Origin of the sequence: Mycobacterium sp. TKK-01-0059, assembly GCF_000709305.1 — a bacterium.
GTDB classification, from domain to species: Bacteria; Actinomycetota; Actinomycetes; order Mycobacteriales; family Mycobacteriaceae; genus Mycobacterium; species Mycobacterium intracellulare.
The window spans coordinates 1,062,136-1,077,507 of sequence record NZ_KL446993.1; the positions used below are offsets into that span (position 1 = coordinate 1,062,136).

Below are 15,372 nucleotides of genomic sequence, written 5' to 3' on the forward strand. Positions count from 1 at the left end.
CAGCTGTCCCCGAGCCGGGTATTGAAGTTAACTTGTCGGCGAGCCCATCGGCAGGGGCGAATCCGAAGGATCGTTGATACATGCGAGTTGACGGGCGCGACATCCCCGTTTCCGGCAGCCTGCTGCAGCCATTGACCCGGCGGACCAACGACATCCTGCGGCTCGTCCTGGCCTCGCTCTTCTTGGCACTGGTGATCACGGGTTCGGTGGTCACCCGCCCGCAGTGGATCGCGCTGGAGAAATCCGTCTCGCAGATCGTGGGCGTCCTGTCCCCCACCCAATCCGACGTGGTGTACCTGGTGTACGGGCTGGCGATCGTGGCCCTGCCGTTCATGATCCTCATCGGCCTGATCGTCGCCGGGCAGTGGAAACTGCTGGGCGCTTACGCGACCGCGGGGCTGAGCGCGATCGTGCTCTTGTCGATCAGCGGCACCGGCCTGGCGGCGCCCCGGTGGCACTTCGACGTCCACGACCGGCTGAGCACGCTGCCGGCGCAGTTGCTCGACGACCCGCGGTGGATCGGGATGCTGGCGGCGGTGCTGACGGTGTCGGGGCCCTGGCTGCCAGCGCGCTGGCGGCACTGGTGGTGGGCGCTGCTGTGGGCCTTCGTCCCGATCCACCTGGTGATCAGCGCCGTCGTTCCGGCGCGATCGCTGGTGGGGCTGGCGGTCGGGTGGGTGGTCGGCGCGCTGGTGGTGCTGGTGGTCGGCACCCCCGCGCTCGAGGTGCCGCTGGACGCCGCGGTGCGCGCGATGGCCAAAGCCGGCTTCGTCGTCTCGCGGCTCACCGTGGTCCGGCCGGCCGGGCGTGGCCCGCTGATTCTTTCGGCCGACGGCGACGACGATCCCGGCCGGACGGCGCTGATCGAGCTGTACGGCCCGCACCAGCGCAGCGGCGGCGCGCTGCGCCAGCTGTGGGGGAAGCTGAAGCTGCGCGACACCGAGACCGCTCCCCTGGTGACGTCGATGCGCCGCGCGGTGGAGCATCGCGCGTTGATGGCGATCGCCATCGGTGACGCCGGCCTGGCCAACACCGCGACGGTCGCCCTCGCCCCGTTGGACCGGGGATGGATGCTGCACTCGCACCAGCCCGCTCGGGGCACACCCATCGACCGCTGCGCGGCGACGACGCCCGTCGTCCGGCTGTGGGAAGCGCTGCGGATCCTCAACGACCGCCAGATCGCCCATGGCGATCTGCGCAGCCAGCACATCACGGTCGACGACGGCGCGGTGTTGTTCGGCAGCTTCGGCAGCGCCGAGTACGGCGCGACCGATGCCCAGCTTCAGTCGGATATCGCGCAGCTGCTGGTGACGGCGTCGGCGCTGTATGACCCGAAGTCCGCGGTGCGCGCCGCGATCGACGTGTTCGGCGCGGACACCATTTTGTCGGCGTCCCGCCGGCTCACCAAAGTCGCTGTGCCGCGGTTCATTCGGCGTTCGGTGCCGGACGCCGGCACGGTCATCTCCGCCGCGCGCGCGGAGGTGAAGCGCCAAACCGGCGCCGATCAGATCAAGCCGCAAACCATCACCCGCTTCACCCGCAGCCAGATGATCCAGCTGGTGCTCTTCGGCGCGCTGGTCTATGTCGCGTATCCCTTCATCAGCACGGCGCCGACGTTCTTCTCGGAGCTGAAGACGGCGAACTGGTCGTGGGCGCTGGTGGGCTTGCTGGTGTCGGCGCTCACCTACGTCGGTGCTGCCGCGGCGTTGTGGGCCTGCGCCGACGGCATGGTGAACTTCTGGACGCTGTCAATCGCCCAGGTGGCCAACACTTTTGCCGCGACCACCACGCCCGCCGGCGTCGGCGGGCTGGCGTTGTCGACGCGGTTTCTGCAGAAGAGCGGCCTGTCGGCCATGCGGGCGACCGCGGCGGTGGCGCTGCAGCAGTCGGTGCAGGTGATCGCCCATATCGCGCTGCTGGTCGTGTTCAGCGCCGCCGCCGGCGCCTCGATGAATCTCTCGCATTTCGTGCCGAGCGCGACCTTGCTGTACCTGATCGCGGGTGTGGCGCTGGGCATCATCGGGACGTTCTTGTTCGTGCCCACGCTGCGCCGGTGGCTGTCCACCGAGGTGCGCCCGAAGCTGAATGAGGTGGTCGGCGACCTGGTGAAGCTCGCCCGCGAGCCGCGGCGGCTGGCGCTGATTCTGCTGGGCTGCGCGGGCACCACCCTCGGCGCGGCGCTCGCGCTGTGGGCCAGCATCGAAGCCTTCGGCGGGGGAACGACATTCGTCGCCGTCACCGTCGTCACGATGGTCGGTGGGACGCTGGCCTCGGCCGCCCCGACACCCGGCGGCGTCGGTGCCGTCGAGGCGGCGCTGATCGGTGGCCTGGCCGCCTTCGGCGTGCCGGCCGCGATCGGTGTGCCGTCGGTGCTGCTGTACCGGATGTTGACCTGCTGGCTGCCGGTATTCGTCGGGTGGCCGGTGATGCGCTGGTTGACCACCAACGAGATGATCTGAAGGAATCCCGGTCAGGGGCTGCCGGATTCGGCCTGCGTGACCACCAGAACCGTTGACCTGCGCGCGCTTTCGCCGGCCGTGGTGGTCAAATACACCAGGTGGTAGTCCTCGGGCACCGACTGGGCCACCGTGATCGGGACGGAAGCCGTGGCCGAGCCGCCGTTGCCGAAGCGGCCGGGCGTGGGCGCCACGGTGATCCCGGCGTCGGTGGACGTGCCGGAAACCGTGTAGCCGTCGGGAACGTCGGGGCCGTCGATCATGCGTTGCGCGTCGAGGGTGACCGTGCCCGTGTGCCCCGGCGCGATCGTCACGACGGGTTGAGCGACGTTGACGGTCAACGCCGAGCTGCCCGCCCCGAACGACGGCGGCGCGTCCGCCTCGGCTGTGCCCCAACGCTTGTCGGGATAGGCGGCGAGCGAGAACGTCAGCGTGCCGCCGGTGGTGATGATCGACTCCGGCAGTGACGTGTGCTCGGCGGGCCGGCCGTCGACCTTCAGGCCGCTGATGTACTTAAGGTGGTGCGGTCCCGACGCGCCCGGCGCGGCGATGCGGAGGGATTTGCCTGCGGGCAAGGCGATTTCGATTCGGTCGAACAGCGGCGCGCCCACGGTGAGGATCGGCGTGCCCGGGGTCGCCGGGTACAGGCCCAGCGCCGCCCACACGTACCAGGCGGCCAGCGCGCCCAGGTCGTCGTTGCCCGGCTCCCCATCGGCGGTCGGCGCGAACAGTCCGCGCACCCGATCGACCGTGCGCTGGGTCTTCCACGGTTGGCCGATGTAGTTGTACAGCCATGGCACACCGAAACTCGGCTCGTTGCCCGCCCACAGGTAGGGCTGGTTGGGGCCGACGTTGAGCTTCTCGGTGAACCGGTCGAGCCGGTCGGCCACGGCCGCGCGGCCGCCCAGGGCGGTCACCAGGCCCGCGACGTTGTGCGGCACCGACCAGACGTACTGCTCGGCGTTGCCCTCGTCGTACCCGACCTGGCCGAAGTTCTCCGGGGACACCACGACCGCGGGGCCGGGGCGGAAGAACCCGCTCCAGCTGCGGGGCACCACGGATCGGGTGGTGGGATTGAACAGGTTCTGCCAGTACTGCGACCGATTCTGGAATTCGGCGGCCGTCGCGGCGTCCCCGAGCGAGTCGGCGAATCGGGAGATGGCGAAGTCGTCGACCGACCACTCCAGCGTGATCGAGGCGTCGGCGATCCAGCCGTTGCGGCCGAATACCAGGATGAACGGCGCGTAACCGAACCGCAGGTAGGTCTCGATGCCCGGCCGCTCCACGTAACCGGCCAGCCCCGCCCCGCCCTTGGTCGCTCCGTCCACCATGTAGCGCAACGCGGCACGGACGTCGAAGTCCTTGGCCCCGAACGTGTTCAGGCTGACGAGCAGCGGCACCACGCTGTCCCCGGTCATCTCGCCGGTCGCGGCGTTGGCGAACGCCCAGCGCGGCAGCGAACCACTCTGCTGGGCGTCGTTGACCAGCGATTGCGCCATGTCGCTGGCCCGGTCCGGAAACAGCAGCGCCTGCAACGCCGCCAGGCACCGGTAGGTGTCCCAGTCGGAGAAATTGGCGTACTGGGTGTGGCCCGCGGCCACGGTGTGGATAGCGCCGTCGAACCCGACGTAGCGCCCGTCGGCGTCGTTGAACATGTTGGGGTGCAACAGGGATCGGTACAGGGAGGTGTAGAAGGTGGTCAGATCGTCGACGTTCCGGCCGGCCACCGAGATGCGGGACAGCGCGGCGTTCCATTCCCGCGAGGCGGCGGCGCGCACGTCGTCGAAGCCGGCGCCGTCCTCGGCCGCCAGGTTGGCCCGCGCGCCCTCGATGCCGACGTAGGAGATGGCGGTGCGCATCTCGAGCGTCGTGCCGGCCGGGAATTCGACGTAGCCGCCGCTGTACGGCGCGTTCGCGCTGCGGGCCCCGGCGTAGACCGTGGCGCCGTCCCAGGATCCGTAGGAGGTGAAGGGCCGGCTGAATTTCATGGCGAAATACACTGTGTAGGCGTTCGGCTTGTCGCAGAACCCCCCGCTGGTGGCCCAGCCGGTGATGGTGGTGTTGTCCTCCCCGATCTGGATGGTCGCGCGGGAGTTTCCCGCCAACGACGAGCCCGACCGGACCTGCAACAGGGCGGGGCGGCCGTTGCGCGGGTAGCTGAATCGCCCGACGCCCGTGTGCGCGGTGGCGGTCAGTTCGGCCCTCACCCCGGTGTCGGGAAACCGCACGGCATAGTAGCCGGGCACGCCCTGCTCGGTGTCGTCGTGGGCGATCGTCTCCCAGGCGTTCCAGGGTTGCGGGCCGACGGCGCCGGTGGCCGGCAGCATCGAGATGTCGCCGAACGCAGCGCATCCCACCGACGCGTGGGTCATGCTGAACCCGGTCGAGCGCGGGTTGTCGTAGTTGTATCCGGCGTAGTTGCCGACGGTGTCCGGCGAGTACTGCACCATCCCGAACGGCACGGTGGCGCCGGGGAAGTTGTTGATCTCGCCGACGGTCTCGCCGCCCGTGCCGGTGCCGATGAGCGTCGCGACGTGGTCGACCGGATTGGCCACGAAGACGGGCGGGCCGTCATAACCCTTCGGCGGGGCCGCGGCGATGAAGGTCATGAAGACGGCCACCGCCGCGATGACCGCAATCAGCGCCCTTCGTGACCGCATAGAAGTCTCTTACTCCGATACGACCGCGCAGCGGCGCATTGCGGTGGCGTTTCCCCCGGGAATTGGCAAACGATCGCCCGACAACCGGGACGACGGCAAAATAGGCGAAAGATTCTGGCAAACATTTATTGCCTTTCGGCTACTGTCGTTTCAGCGTGGCCGGCGCAGGTATCGGCCCCATTTTCGGGAGATGGGATTAATGAAACATTTGACCCTAGCAACCATTTCCGTGGCGCTGAGTTTGGCGCTCGCCGGTTGCGGACACGACCACAAATCCGGTGACAAAACGTCCACGCCGACGACGTCGTCGACGAGCCCCTCGCAAACCACCGCGGCACCGGCGGCGAAGGCCAAATACACCATCGCCGACTACGTCAAGGACAACAACATCGCCGAGACGCCCGTCCACCACGGCGATCCCGGGCCGAACGTCGACCTGCCGGTGCCCACGGGCTGGCAGCTCAACCAGAACTCGGGCACCTCCTACGGCGGCATCGTGCAGACCCAGCCCGCCAATCCTGCCGATCCGCCGTCGGTTTCGGCGCTGTTCTCCAAGCTCACCGGCAACGTCGACCCGGCCAAGCTCATCCAGTACGCCCCGGGCGAGGTGCAGAATCTGCCCGGATATCAGGGCGGCGGGGACGGCTCCGCGTCCACTCTCGCCGGGTTCCAGGCCTGGCAGCTGGGCGGCACGTACCAGAAGAACGGCAAGACCCGCGTCATCGCCCAGAAGACCGTGGTGATCCCCAGCCAGGGCGCGGTTTACGTGCTGCAGCTCAACGCCGATGGCCTGGAGAGCGATCAGGGGCCGCTGATGGACGCGACCAGCGTCATCGACCACCAGACCACCATCACGACCGGCTGAGTAGTAGGCCGCGGAGCCGGAGGGCCCTACATAGGAGAAACGGATGACAGAGCGGTCATACGCGGTAGATGCCGGGCATCCGCCGTCGGCGTTATTGCGTCTCGTCAACCCGGTGATGGGGCTTTTGCTGCGCAGCCCCTTTGCCGGCGCCGCGCGCAAGCAATTCATGGTGTTGAGTTTCACCGGACGCAAGACCGGGCGTCCGTACTCAGTTCCGTTGAGCGCGCATGTGATTGACGGTCAGCTCTACGCGCTGACGGGCGCGCCGTGGAAGCAGAACTTCCGCGACGGCGGCCCCGTCGACGTGGTGTATGACGGCACGACGACGGCGATGCGTGGCGAGCTCATCCGCGACCGGGCCGTCGTTTCCGATCTGTTGCTGCGCGCCGCCGAGTCTTATGGCGTGGCGCGCGCGCAGCGCATGATCGGGCTGAAGTTCCGCGATCGCCGCATCCCGACCCGCGACGAGTTCGCCGAGGCGGTCGACCGGCTCCACCTGGGGGCCGTCCGGCTGAGTGCGGTCGGCTAGCCGCTCAGCCGGCGGGGTCGTCGGGCGCCCGCAGGTGCGCGGCGCGCAGGCACCGGTCGAAGCGCGAACGCGCGGTGATGACTTCCTTGCCCAGCGCCGTGAAGTCGTCGGCGATGCGTTGGGCCAGCACCCCGAGCTTCGTGTTTTTCGATTGGGACAGCGATTTGAGCATGGTGAACGCGGCGTCCTCGTCGATGCCGTAGATCAGCATCAGCATCCCCTTGGTGCGGTCGATGACGCCGCGGCGCCCGACGATCTCGGCGACCTTGGCGCTGATGGAATCCTCCCGATTGCGCGCGGGCGGCGGCGTGACCTCGATGTAGAAGCCGTGGGTCCCGACGACCTCGTCGTTGTCGTCGCAGAACCGGTCCCCCACCACGATGACGTGGTGGATGAGGCCGCGGGTGTCCACGATGCGATGCCGCACGCTGAACGCCTGACGACGCCTGATCATGTCGTTGATGCCGTCGATCACCTGGGGGCGATCGGCCGGGTGTTTGTGCGACAGCACCAGCTCGGTCGTGGGGGTCACGGTGCCGGGCTCGTAACCGTGCATGCGCTGGACCTGGTCGGACCATACCCAGCGGTGGCCCTCGAAGTAGAAGCGGAACCAGCCCGCGCGCTGCGGGACGGCGCCGGCCAAACCGCGCTCGATCGCCGCGGCCTGGCGGTCTAATTCCCAAGCCACGGTGGGTTTTTCGCGTCGACGGCAAGCGGACCGGTAACAGCGTGCATCGGCGATCTCGAATGGATCGCCGACCCCCGGGCGGGAAATCCGGAACTGCACATGCAGGAGTGAGATACCCCCATGGCCGTGAGGTTACAGTTTCTGACCGGTGGTCACCGCGGAAATCAGGAAATTGCCGGGCGAGTAAGTTTTCGGCGCGCTCATTGGCACAAACCCGCGCCGGCGGACGCCCGGGTCCGGGTGATAACGGGCTCTTCGGCGGGCTGTTCGAAGCCGGCGTCGACCACGGCGCGTCGCACCGCCTCACCGACCGCCCCGGCGCGCGCGATCGGCACCAGCGCGATCACGCAGCCGCCGAATCCGCCGCCGGTCATCCGCGCCCCCAGCGCGCCCGCGCGCACCGCGGCCGCCGCGATCACGTCGATGCGTTCGGTGGTGATGTCGAAGTCCTCACGCATGGAGGCGTGCGAGGCGGTGAAGATCCGCCCGGCCTCGGCGTAGTCCCCATCGCCCAGTGCCGCAACGCAATCGATGACCCGCTGGTTCTCGCTCAGCACGTGGCGGGCGCGACGGGCATCGACCGGGTCCCGCACGGCGCCGAGGTCGGCGGGCCCGCGATCGCCGACCTCGCGCAGCGACGACGCCCCGAGGTCGGCGGCGGCGCGCTCGCACGACAGGCGCCGCGCCGCGTAGTCGCCGCCGGCATGGCTGTGGCGCTCCCGGGAGTCGATCAGCAGCAGGGCGACGCCGGCGGCGTCGGGGTCGAAGGCCACCGGCGTGACGGCGAGGTCGGCGAAGTCGATCAGCACCGCCGTCGCCGGCCGGCCGAACAGCGAGGCGAGCTGGTCGAGCAAACCCGTTGGGGCGCCCACGTACTCGTTCTCGGCGCGCTGGGCGAGCCGGGCCTGGTGCTTGCGGTCGATGCGCACGCCCGCGGCCGAGGCGATCGCCCCCAGCGCCGCGCATTCCAGGGCCGCCGAGGAGGACAGGCCCGAGCCCATTTCCACATCGCTGGTGATCGACATCGTGCCGCCGGGCACCGGGTAACCCGCCTGGCGCAGCGCCCAGACCACCCCGGCCACGTAGGCCGCCCAGCCGGTGACCTCCCCCGGGGCGGTGCCGAGCGCAATGCGCACCGGGGTGTCCGCGCGCTCACTGGTCACGGTGATCGCGTCGCCGGGGCCGGGCGTGAACGTCGCCACCGTGCGCTGCGGCAAGGCGATCGGCAGCGAGAAACCCAGGTTGTAGTCGGTGTGCTCGCCGATCAGGTTGATCCGTCCCGGCGCGCCGTAGCGCACCGTCACTGCAGTTCCCGTAACCGCTGCGCGACGCTTTCGGGGGTGACGTCACCGATGAAGGCGTCCATCGCCGATTCGGAGGCCGCCAGGTACTTGAGCTTGGTCGCGCTGCGGCGGATGGACATCAGTTCGACGTGGAAGTACCCGTCCGCCTGGACCCCGGCCCCGGAATACTGGTGCACCGCCGAAATGTAGGGCAGCGGCGTGGAATACATGCGGTCGAAGCGCTGTAGCACATCGAGGTAGATGGCCACGAACCCGTCCAGCTCGTCCTCGTCGAGGCCGATCACGTTGGGCACGAACCGGTTCGGGTAGATGTGCACCTCGACCGGCCAGCGCGCGGCGAAGGGCACGAACGCGGTGAACAGCTCGTTGCGCGCGACGATGCGGCCACCGTCGGCGACCTCGCGGGCCAGCAGATCACCGAACAGGTTGCCGCCGTGCTTGTTTCGATGCGCCCGCGCCTGCTCCAGCATGGCGACCGTCCGCGGCGTCAGGTAGGGATAGCCGTAGATCTGGCCGTGCGGATGGGTGAGGGTGACCCCGATCTCCTCGCCGCGGTTCTCGAAGCAGAACACCTGCTCGATGCCCGACGCGGCCATCAGGTCGGCCGTGCGGTGGCGCCACGCATCGACCACCAACCGCGCGTGCGCCGGCGTCAACGCCGCGAAGGAGCCGGTGTGATCGGCCGAAAAGCAGATCACCTCGCAGCGCCCGGGCGCCGGGGTCGACACGAAGCCGTCGGCGTCGCCGGGATCGGGAAGCGGCGTCGCGGCGCCCGACAGGCTGGGAAAGCGGTTCTCGAACACGACGACGTCGTAGTCGGGCGCGGGCACCTCGCTGGTCAGCCCGGTCGGGCCCGGGCACAGGGGGCACGCATCGGGCGGCGGCTTGTAGGTGCGGTCCTGGCGCAGCGCCGCGACGATCACCCACTGCCCGGTGGCCCGGTCGAACCGCAACTGCGACTGTTCGGCCGTACGCGGCGGCAGGGGCCGGCGGTCCTCGACCGGCGCCGGACGATGCCCGGGCAGCGAGAAGAACAGCAGGTCACGGCCGTCAGCCAGCTTCGCTCGCGTCGGCGCAGTCACGATGTCGAAGACTAGCTTGGTCGCCGGCACCCGGTTCGGGTAACCATGGGGGTACGCGATAGAGAGGCGGTCACCGGAATAACTGTCCTGTACGAACGCGCCCGCAACTGGGTGATTGGCTCCGATCCGGGCTTGCTTCGGCTGCGGATGGCGACTCGGACAACGGCCGCGCTGGGCCTTTCGCTGCTGATCCTTTTCGTCCTCACCAGGGCGACGGGACAACCCCTGACCGTCGCGCTGCTGGGCGTCGTCATCACCATGGTCGCGTCGCGGTCAGTCAACGAGCCCGACCCGCGCCAGCAACGAATCACCATGGCGCTCTTGCCCGTTCCCGCCGCGCTGGCCATCACCGCTGCCGCGCTGCTGGCCCCGCACGTGGTGGCCAGCGATGCCGTCTTCGTGCTGATCGTGTTCACCGCGGCCTACATCCGCCGCTTCGGGGCGCGCGGCAGGGCGCTGGGGATGGTGGCGTTCATGTCGTACTTCTTCACGCTGTATCTGCGGGCCCGAGTCTCGGAGCTGCCCTGGATGATCGGGGCGGTCGCGGTGGGCACGGTGTGCACGTACGTGATGACCGCCTACGTGCTGCCCGACCGCCCCGAGCGGGTGCTGCGGGCCACCATCCGGGCGCTGCGGGCGCGGATGGCGATCGTCATCGACACCACCGCCGAAGCGGTGCGGACGGGCCGGCTCGACGAACGGCGGCGCCGCCGCATGCGGGCGCGCACCACGCGGCTCAACGAGACCGCCCTGCTGGTGCAGAGCCAGATCGAGGACAAAGCCGATCCCGGCGCGCTGTGGCCCGGCGTCACCGCCGAACAGCTGGCCCCCTGGCTGCTGGACGCCGAGTTGGCCATCGAATGGGTCGCCACCGCCGGTCGGCGGGCCGCCGCCGTGGCGGGTGAGGCCCCGGAATCCATCCCGATCGGCACGCGGGTCGCGCTCGTCGACGCGCTCTCGCAGCTGGCGCGCGCGATCCGCCTGCCCGAACCGGAGGGGCTGCGGCGGGCGGCCGCCAGCGCGCAACGGCTGCTGGGCGAGCGGCCCGAGGTTACAGCCGCGGCCGAGGACGACCCGGGCGCCACCGCGGTCCGCCGCCTCGCCCTGGCGATCATCAACGCCGCGGGGGCGACGTCCGACGTGCGGGCGATCGTCGACCGGATGGCCGCCGGCGCCCCCCTCGACGAAACCGGCGGCGATACCGGCGGCGAGCGGCCGGCGGCCGCCGAGCGCGCCGCGCCGGAGGAGGCCGCCGACGAGGCCCACCCCGCCGGGCTGCTGCCGACCACCCGGCAAGCCATCCAGGTCTGTATCGCCGCCTCGCTGGCCATCGTCACCGGGGAGCTGGTCTCGCCGGACCGGTGGTATTGGGCGGTGATCGCCGCGTTCGTGATCTTCGCCGGCACCAACTCGTGGGGCGAAACCCTGACCAAGGGCTGGCAACGCCTGCTCGGCACCCTGCTCGGCGTGCCCGCCGGCGTGCTGGTGGCCACGCTGCTGACCGGCCACGAAATTGGCGCTCTCGCCGGCATTTTCGTGTGTCTGTTCTGCGCCTTCTATTTCATGACGGTCACCTACAGCCTGATGACCTTCTGGATCACTACGATGCTGGCGCTGCTGTACGGCCTGCTCGGCCAGTTCTCCTTCGGCGTGCTCATGCTGCGGATCGAAGAGACCGCGATCGGCGCCGTCATCGGGGCGACGGTGGCCGTCGTCGTGTTGCCGACGAACACCAGAACCGCGATCCGCGCCGACACCCGCGCCTTCTTGACGAGCCTGTCGGCGCTGATCGAGGTGTGCGCCGCCACCATGTGCGGGGAGGGCGGCGCCAGCCCGTCCGAGCAGGCGCGTCAGGTCGATCGGGATCTGCAGCAGTTCCGGGTCACCGCCAAGCCGCTGTTGGCGGGCGTCGCCGGACTCGCGGGGCGGCGCAGCATCCGCCGCGCCCTGGGCATCTTCGCCGCGTGCGACCAATACGGCCGCAGCCTGGCACGCAGCAGCGAGCAGTATCGGGACCCCGTCGGGTCACCGCCGCCGGCCTCGAAACTGGCGCAGGCGTTTTCGGCGGCCGCCGCCCAGACGCGACGCAACATCGAGGCGTTGCAGGAGGCCATCGAGGGGGGTCACGCACCGACCCTGGTCTCGGCGGCCGACGACCTCGACGCCGCGGAAACCCTGGCGCGACAACAGGACGGCGACGGCCACGGCGCCGAGCCACGGCCCGAGACCCGGCGATTCCTCACCGCGGTGCACGCCCTTCGCCAGATCGAGCGGGCCGTCATCACCGCCGCCACCAACCTCGGTGGACGCGAACGCGTGCGGACGGCCGAGCCCGCGTCACGCTGAGGCGCTTTGCTACCGATCGCGCGCGGCCGCGGCTACCATCGTGCTGACCGCCGCGGTCCGTAGCCACAGCCGAGGAGAAATCCCATGGCCACACCGAACCTTCCGCAGGGCTTTGATTTCACCGATCCCGACATCTACGCGCACCGGCTACCGGTGCGGGAGTTCGCCGAACTGCGCGCCACCGAACCGGTCTGGTGGAACGAGCAGGCGCCGGATAAGGGCGGGTTCGGCGACGGCGGCTACTGGGCGGTGACCAAGCATCGCGACATCCGCGACGTCTCGCTGCGCAGCGACGTGTTCTCGTCGGCCGCCAAGTCGATCGTGCCGCGTTACCGGGAAGACTTGGCGGCCAGGCAGATTGAGGCGGGCCGGGCGTCGATGATCATGATGGACGACCGCGAGCACAGCCGGTTGCGCAAGATCGTGTCGCGGGCCTTTACACCGCGCGCGGTCGAGCGGTTGCGCGCCGAACTGTGCGAGCGGGCCCGGCGCATCGTCGCCGAGGCCGCGGCGGCGGGGTCGGGCGACTTCGTCCGCCAGGTGGCCTGCGAGTTGCCGCTGCAGGCCATCTCCGCGCTGCTCGGGGTCCCGCACGAGGACTACGACAAGCTGTTCGACTGGACCAACAATATGATCGGCAGCGACGACCCGGAATTCGCCGGCAACGACGCGCTGACCTCGGCCGGCGAATTGATGTGGTACGCCATGCAATTGGCGGCGCGCAAGGCCGAAGAACCTGGCGACGATATCGTCACCACCCTGATTCAGGCCGACGCCGACGGCCAGCGCCTGTCGGAGGCCGAGTTCGGCATGTTCGTGGTCACGCTGGCCGTCGCGGGAAACGAGACCACGCGCAACTCGATCACCCAGGGGATGATGGCCTTCACCGACCATCCGGACCAGTGGGAGTTGTTCAGGGCGCGGCGACCCAAGACCGCGGCCGACGAGATAATCCGTTGGGCCACACCGATCACCGCGTTTCAGCGCACCGCGCGCGAGGACACCGAGCTCGGCGGTGTGGCCATCAGAGAAGGCCAGCGGGTGGTGCTGTTCTACCGCTCGGCCAACTTCGACGAAGAGGTCTTTGACGACCCGTTCACCTTCGATATCCTGCGCAGCCCCAACCCGCACCTCGGTTTCGGCGGCACCGGGGCGCACTACTGCATCGGCGCCAACCTGGCCCGCATGACGATCGATGTGATGTTCAACGCGCTGGCCGACCGGCTGCCCGACCTGGCCCCGCTGGGAAATCCGGAGCGCCTGCGGTCGTCGTTCATCAACGGCATCAAGCACTGGCCCGTCGATTACCGAGGCGGCCACCCGGTCGCCTCATGAGGATCGCCATCAGCGGTGCCGGCGTGGCCGGGGCGGCGCTCGCCCACTGGCTGCATCGGACCGGCCACACGCCGACGCTGATCGAGCAGGCGCCGCACCTGCGCACCGGCGGCTACATGATCGACTTCTGGGGTGTGGGCTACCAGGTGGCCAAGCGGATGGGCGTCGAAGGGCCGATCCGCGCCGCCGGATACGAGATGGAACGGCTCCGCTCGGTCGGCCCGCGCGGCGAGATCAGGGCGGACGTGGACGTCGACGTCTTTCGCCGCCTGCTCGGCGCCGACTTCACCAGCCTGCCGCGCGGCGATCTGGCCGCGGCGATCTACGCCACCATCGAGGACGAGGTCGAAACGGTCTTCGGCGACAGCCTCTCGTTCGTCGACGAGCGCGACGACGGGGTCCGACTCGGGTTCGAGCGCGGCGGCGCGCGCGATTTCGACCTGCTGATCGGCGCCGACGGGCTGCACTCCAACGTGCGCCGCCTGGTCTTCGGGCCCGAACGAGAATTCGAGCGCTACCTGGGCTGCAAGGTGGCGGCCTGCGTGGTCGACGGTTACCGGCCGCGCGACGAGCTGGCCTACGTCACCTATGCCGAACCCGGCCGCCAATTGGCGCGTTTCGCGCTGCGCGGCGACCGCACCACGTTCCTGTTCATCTTCCGCGCCGACCACGACGGCACCGAAGCGCCGCCGAAAGACCAGCTGCGCAACACCTTTGCCGACTGCGGCTGGGAAGCCCACGACATGCTGGCCGCGCTCGACGACGTTGACGACCTCTACTTCGACGTCGTCAGCCAGATCCACATGAACCGCTGGTCGCGGGGGCGCGTGCTGCTCATCGGGGATGCGGCCGGCTGCATTTCGCTGCTCGGCGGTGAGGGCACCGGCCTGGCGATCACCGAGGCCTACGTGCTGGCCGGCGAACTCGCGCGCGCCGGGGGCGACCATCGCCGCGCGTTCGACGCCTACGAGACGCGGCTGCGTCCCTTCATCGAGGGCAAGCAGTCCGGCGCGGCGCGGTTCATCGGGTTCTTCGCCACCCGGACCCGATGCGGGCTGTGGTTGCGCAACCTGGCGCTGCGCACCATGAATTTCGCCCCGATGACACGGCTTCTCGCGCGCGACGTGCGCGACGACTTCGAGCTGCCCGACTACGGCATCTAGCCACCGATCACAAGCTCGGCTGCGGACTTTGTGTGTCGCGGCGCTCGCCCGTGGCGATGAAGTCCTCGATCAGCTCCACCACCTGGTTCGGCGCCTCCACCTGCGCGAAATGACCGACGTCGGGCAGGATTTCGAGCCTGGCGTCGGTGCGAGCCTTGTGCGCGGCGTACGCGTGATCGACGGGGATGATGCCGTCGCGCTCTCCCCAGATCGCCATGACCGGCAGGTCCGCACGCAGCGAGAGTCTGTTGAGCGCGCTGACCGCCTGGCCCCGGTAGTCGACCACCGACCTCAGCGTCCGCAGGAACGACTGGCGCGTCTCACCGTCGGACAACGACGAGTAGGCGCTCCACAGCTCGGCCCCGCGCGGCGACTGGATGCCCGCGCTTGTCAACCAGGACCTGAGCTTGTTGCCGACGGACAGGACGGGCGTGGGCGCGATGATCGGCAACACCAGCTCCGCCCCGGGGGCCGAGAGCAGCCGCAGCACCCATCCGACGTCGGGACCCAGGCCGCCGCTGCTGATCAGGATCAACCGCTTGGCGTAGTCGGGGTGCTGATAGACGAACTGCATGGCGACACCGCCGCCGAGCGAATGACCGACCACGGTGGCCTGGCTGATACCGAGTTCGTCGAGGAAATCACGAAGCCAGACCGCAAACGCGCCCAGCGAGTAGTCGGTGCGGGGCTTCGCGGACTGGCCGTGGCCCAGCAGGTCGGGCGCGACGATCCGGAACTTCTTCGACAGCTGCGGTATCACGGATCGCCAGGTCTCCGAACTCCCCGCCATACCGTGGATCAGCAGCAACGCTTCGCCGTCACCCTCGTCGCGATAGGCGATGCGATCCCCATGTAACTCGAGAAACTTCATGTCACTCATTGGGGCTGTGTACCCGCTTTGGCCCTGCTGACGACGCGGTCAGGGCAAATGCCCGCCCGTTGAG

11 protein-coding genes are annotated in these 15,372 nt (G+C 69.3%); 6 read left to right on the forward strand and 5 right to left on the reverse strand.

All coding sequences use genetic code 11. From position 1 onward, the window contains the following. The first annotated feature begins 80 nt into the window (after positions 1-80). Complete coding sequence (locus K883_RS05320) at positions 81-2,459, forward strand: lysylphosphatidylglycerol synthase transmembrane domain-containing protein (protein ID WP_036453921.1); 2,379 nt, start codon at positions 81-83, stop codon at positions 2,457-2,459. Positions 2,460-2,470: 11 nt separating this feature from the next. On the opposite strand, the gene K883_RS05325 is transcribed toward K883_RS05320, so the two are convergent. After that, positions 2,471-5,116 (reverse strand): GH92 family glycosyl hydrolase, encoded by a 2,646-nt coding sequence (locus K883_RS05325; RefSeq protein WP_036453923.1) that lies wholly within the window; start codon positions 5,114-5,116, stop codon positions 2,471-2,473. Positions 5,117-5,315: 199 nt separating this feature from the next. On the opposite strand from K883_RS05325, the gene K883_RS05330 reads away from it, so the two are divergent. Both K883_RS05330 and K883_RS05335 read left to right on the forward strand, forming a co-directional pair. Then, the gene (locus K883_RS05330; RefSeq protein WP_036453924.1) at positions 5,316-5,981 is read left to right on the forward strand and encodes an envelope biogenesis lipoprotein LpqN; all 666 of its coding nucleotides are present in this window, start codon (positions 5,316-5,318) and stop codon (positions 5,979-5,981) included. A 43-nt stretch (positions 5,982-6,024) separates the two neighbouring features. Further along, complete coding sequence (locus K883_RS05335) at positions 6,025-6,510, forward strand: hypothetical protein (protein ID WP_036453926.1); 486 nt, start codon at positions 6,025-6,027, stop codon at positions 6,508-6,510. A 4-nt stretch (positions 6,511-6,514) separates the two neighbouring features. Here K883_RS05335 and K883_RS05340 read toward each other — a convergent pair whose 3' ends face one another. The 3 genes from K883_RS05340 to galT all read right to left on the reverse strand — a co-directional run bounded on the left by K883_RS05340 (position 6,515) and on the right by galT (position 9,614). After that, complete coding sequence (locus tag K883_RS05340; RefSeq protein WP_036453927.1) at positions 6,515-7,198, reverse strand: PAS and ANTAR domain-containing protein; 684 nt, start codon at positions 7,196-7,198, stop codon at positions 6,515-6,517. Between the two features lie 200 nt (positions 7,199-7,398). Next, positions 7,399-8,502, reverse strand: a complete 1,104-nt coding sequence (locus K883_RS05345) for a galactokinase (protein ID WP_036453929.1) — start codon at positions 8,500-8,502, stop codon at positions 7,399-7,401. After that, the gene (gene galT / locus K883_RS05350; RefSeq protein WP_036453931.1) at positions 8,499-9,614 is read right to left on the reverse strand and encodes a galactose-1-phosphate uridylyltransferase; all 1,116 of its coding nucleotides are present in this window, start codon (positions 9,612-9,614) and stop codon (positions 8,499-8,501) included. Before galT ends, K883_RS05345 begins: the two co-directional genes overlap by 4 nt. An 81-nt stretch (positions 9,615-9,695) precedes the next feature. Between galT and K883_RS05355 the strand changes: the two genes are divergently transcribed. The 3 genes from K883_RS05355 (at position 9,696) to K883_RS05365 (ending at position 14,428) form a co-directional block, all read left to right on the forward strand. Further along, the gene (locus K883_RS05355; protein ID WP_036453933.1) at positions 9,696-11,930 is read left to right on the forward strand and encodes an FUSC family protein; all 2,235 of its coding nucleotides are present in this window, start codon (positions 9,696-9,698) and stop codon (positions 11,928-11,930) included. Between the two features lie 84 nt (positions 11,931-12,014). Beyond that, positions 12,015-13,265 carry a cytochrome P450 gene (locus K883_RS05360; RefSeq protein ID WP_036453934.1) on the forward strand — a complete coding sequence of 417 codons (1,251 nt, stop codon included), beginning with the start codon at positions 12,015-12,017 and terminating at the stop codon, positions 13,263-13,265. After that, positions 13,262-14,428, forward strand: a complete 1,167-nt coding sequence (locus K883_RS05365; RefSeq protein ID WP_036453936.1) for an FAD-binding domain — start codon at positions 13,262-13,264, stop codon at positions 14,426-14,428. The genes K883_RS05360 and K883_RS05365 overlap by 4 nt, the downstream gene beginning before the upstream one ends. Positions 14,429-14,435: 7 nt before the next feature. Here K883_RS05365 and K883_RS05370 read toward each other — a convergent pair whose 3' ends face one another. Beyond that, positions 14,436-15,308 (reverse strand): alpha/beta fold hydrolase, encoded by an 873-nt coding sequence (locus K883_RS05370; RefSeq protein WP_036453937.1) that lies wholly within the window; start codon positions 15,306-15,308, stop codon positions 14,436-14,438. Between the last annotated feature and the right edge of the window lie 64 nt (positions 15,309-15,372).

Excerpts from the sequence above, each read along its gene's own strand:
- K883_RS05335 (WP_036453926.1), top strand. The coding sequence starts at position 6,025 with ATGACAGAGCGGTCATACGCGGTAGATGCCGGGCATCCGCCGTCGGCG.
- K883_RS05360 (WP_036453934.1), top strand. The coding sequence starts at position 12,015 with ATGGCCACACCGAACCTTCCGCAGGGCTTTGATTTCACCGATCCCGAC.
- K883_RS05320 (WP_036453921.1), top strand. The coding sequence starts at position 81 with ATGCGAGTTGACGGGCGCGACATCCCCGTTTCCGGCAGCCTGCTGCAG.
- K883_RS05325 (WP_036453923.1), bottom strand. The coding sequence starts at position 5,116 with ATGCGGTCACGAAGGGCGCTGATTGCGGTCATCGCGGCGGTGGCCGTC.
- K883_RS05365 (WP_036453936.1), top strand. The coding sequence starts at position 13,262 with ATGAGGATCGCCATCAGCGGTGCCGGCGTGGCCGGGGCGGCGCTCGCC.
- K883_RS05370 (WP_036453937.1), bottom strand. The coding sequence starts at position 15,308 with ATGAGTGACATGAAGTTTCTCGAGTTACATGGGGATCGCATCGCCTAT.
- K883_RS05330 (WP_036453924.1), top strand. The coding sequence starts at position 5,316 with ATGAAACATTTGACCCTAGCAACCATTTCCGTGGCGCTGAGTTTGGCG.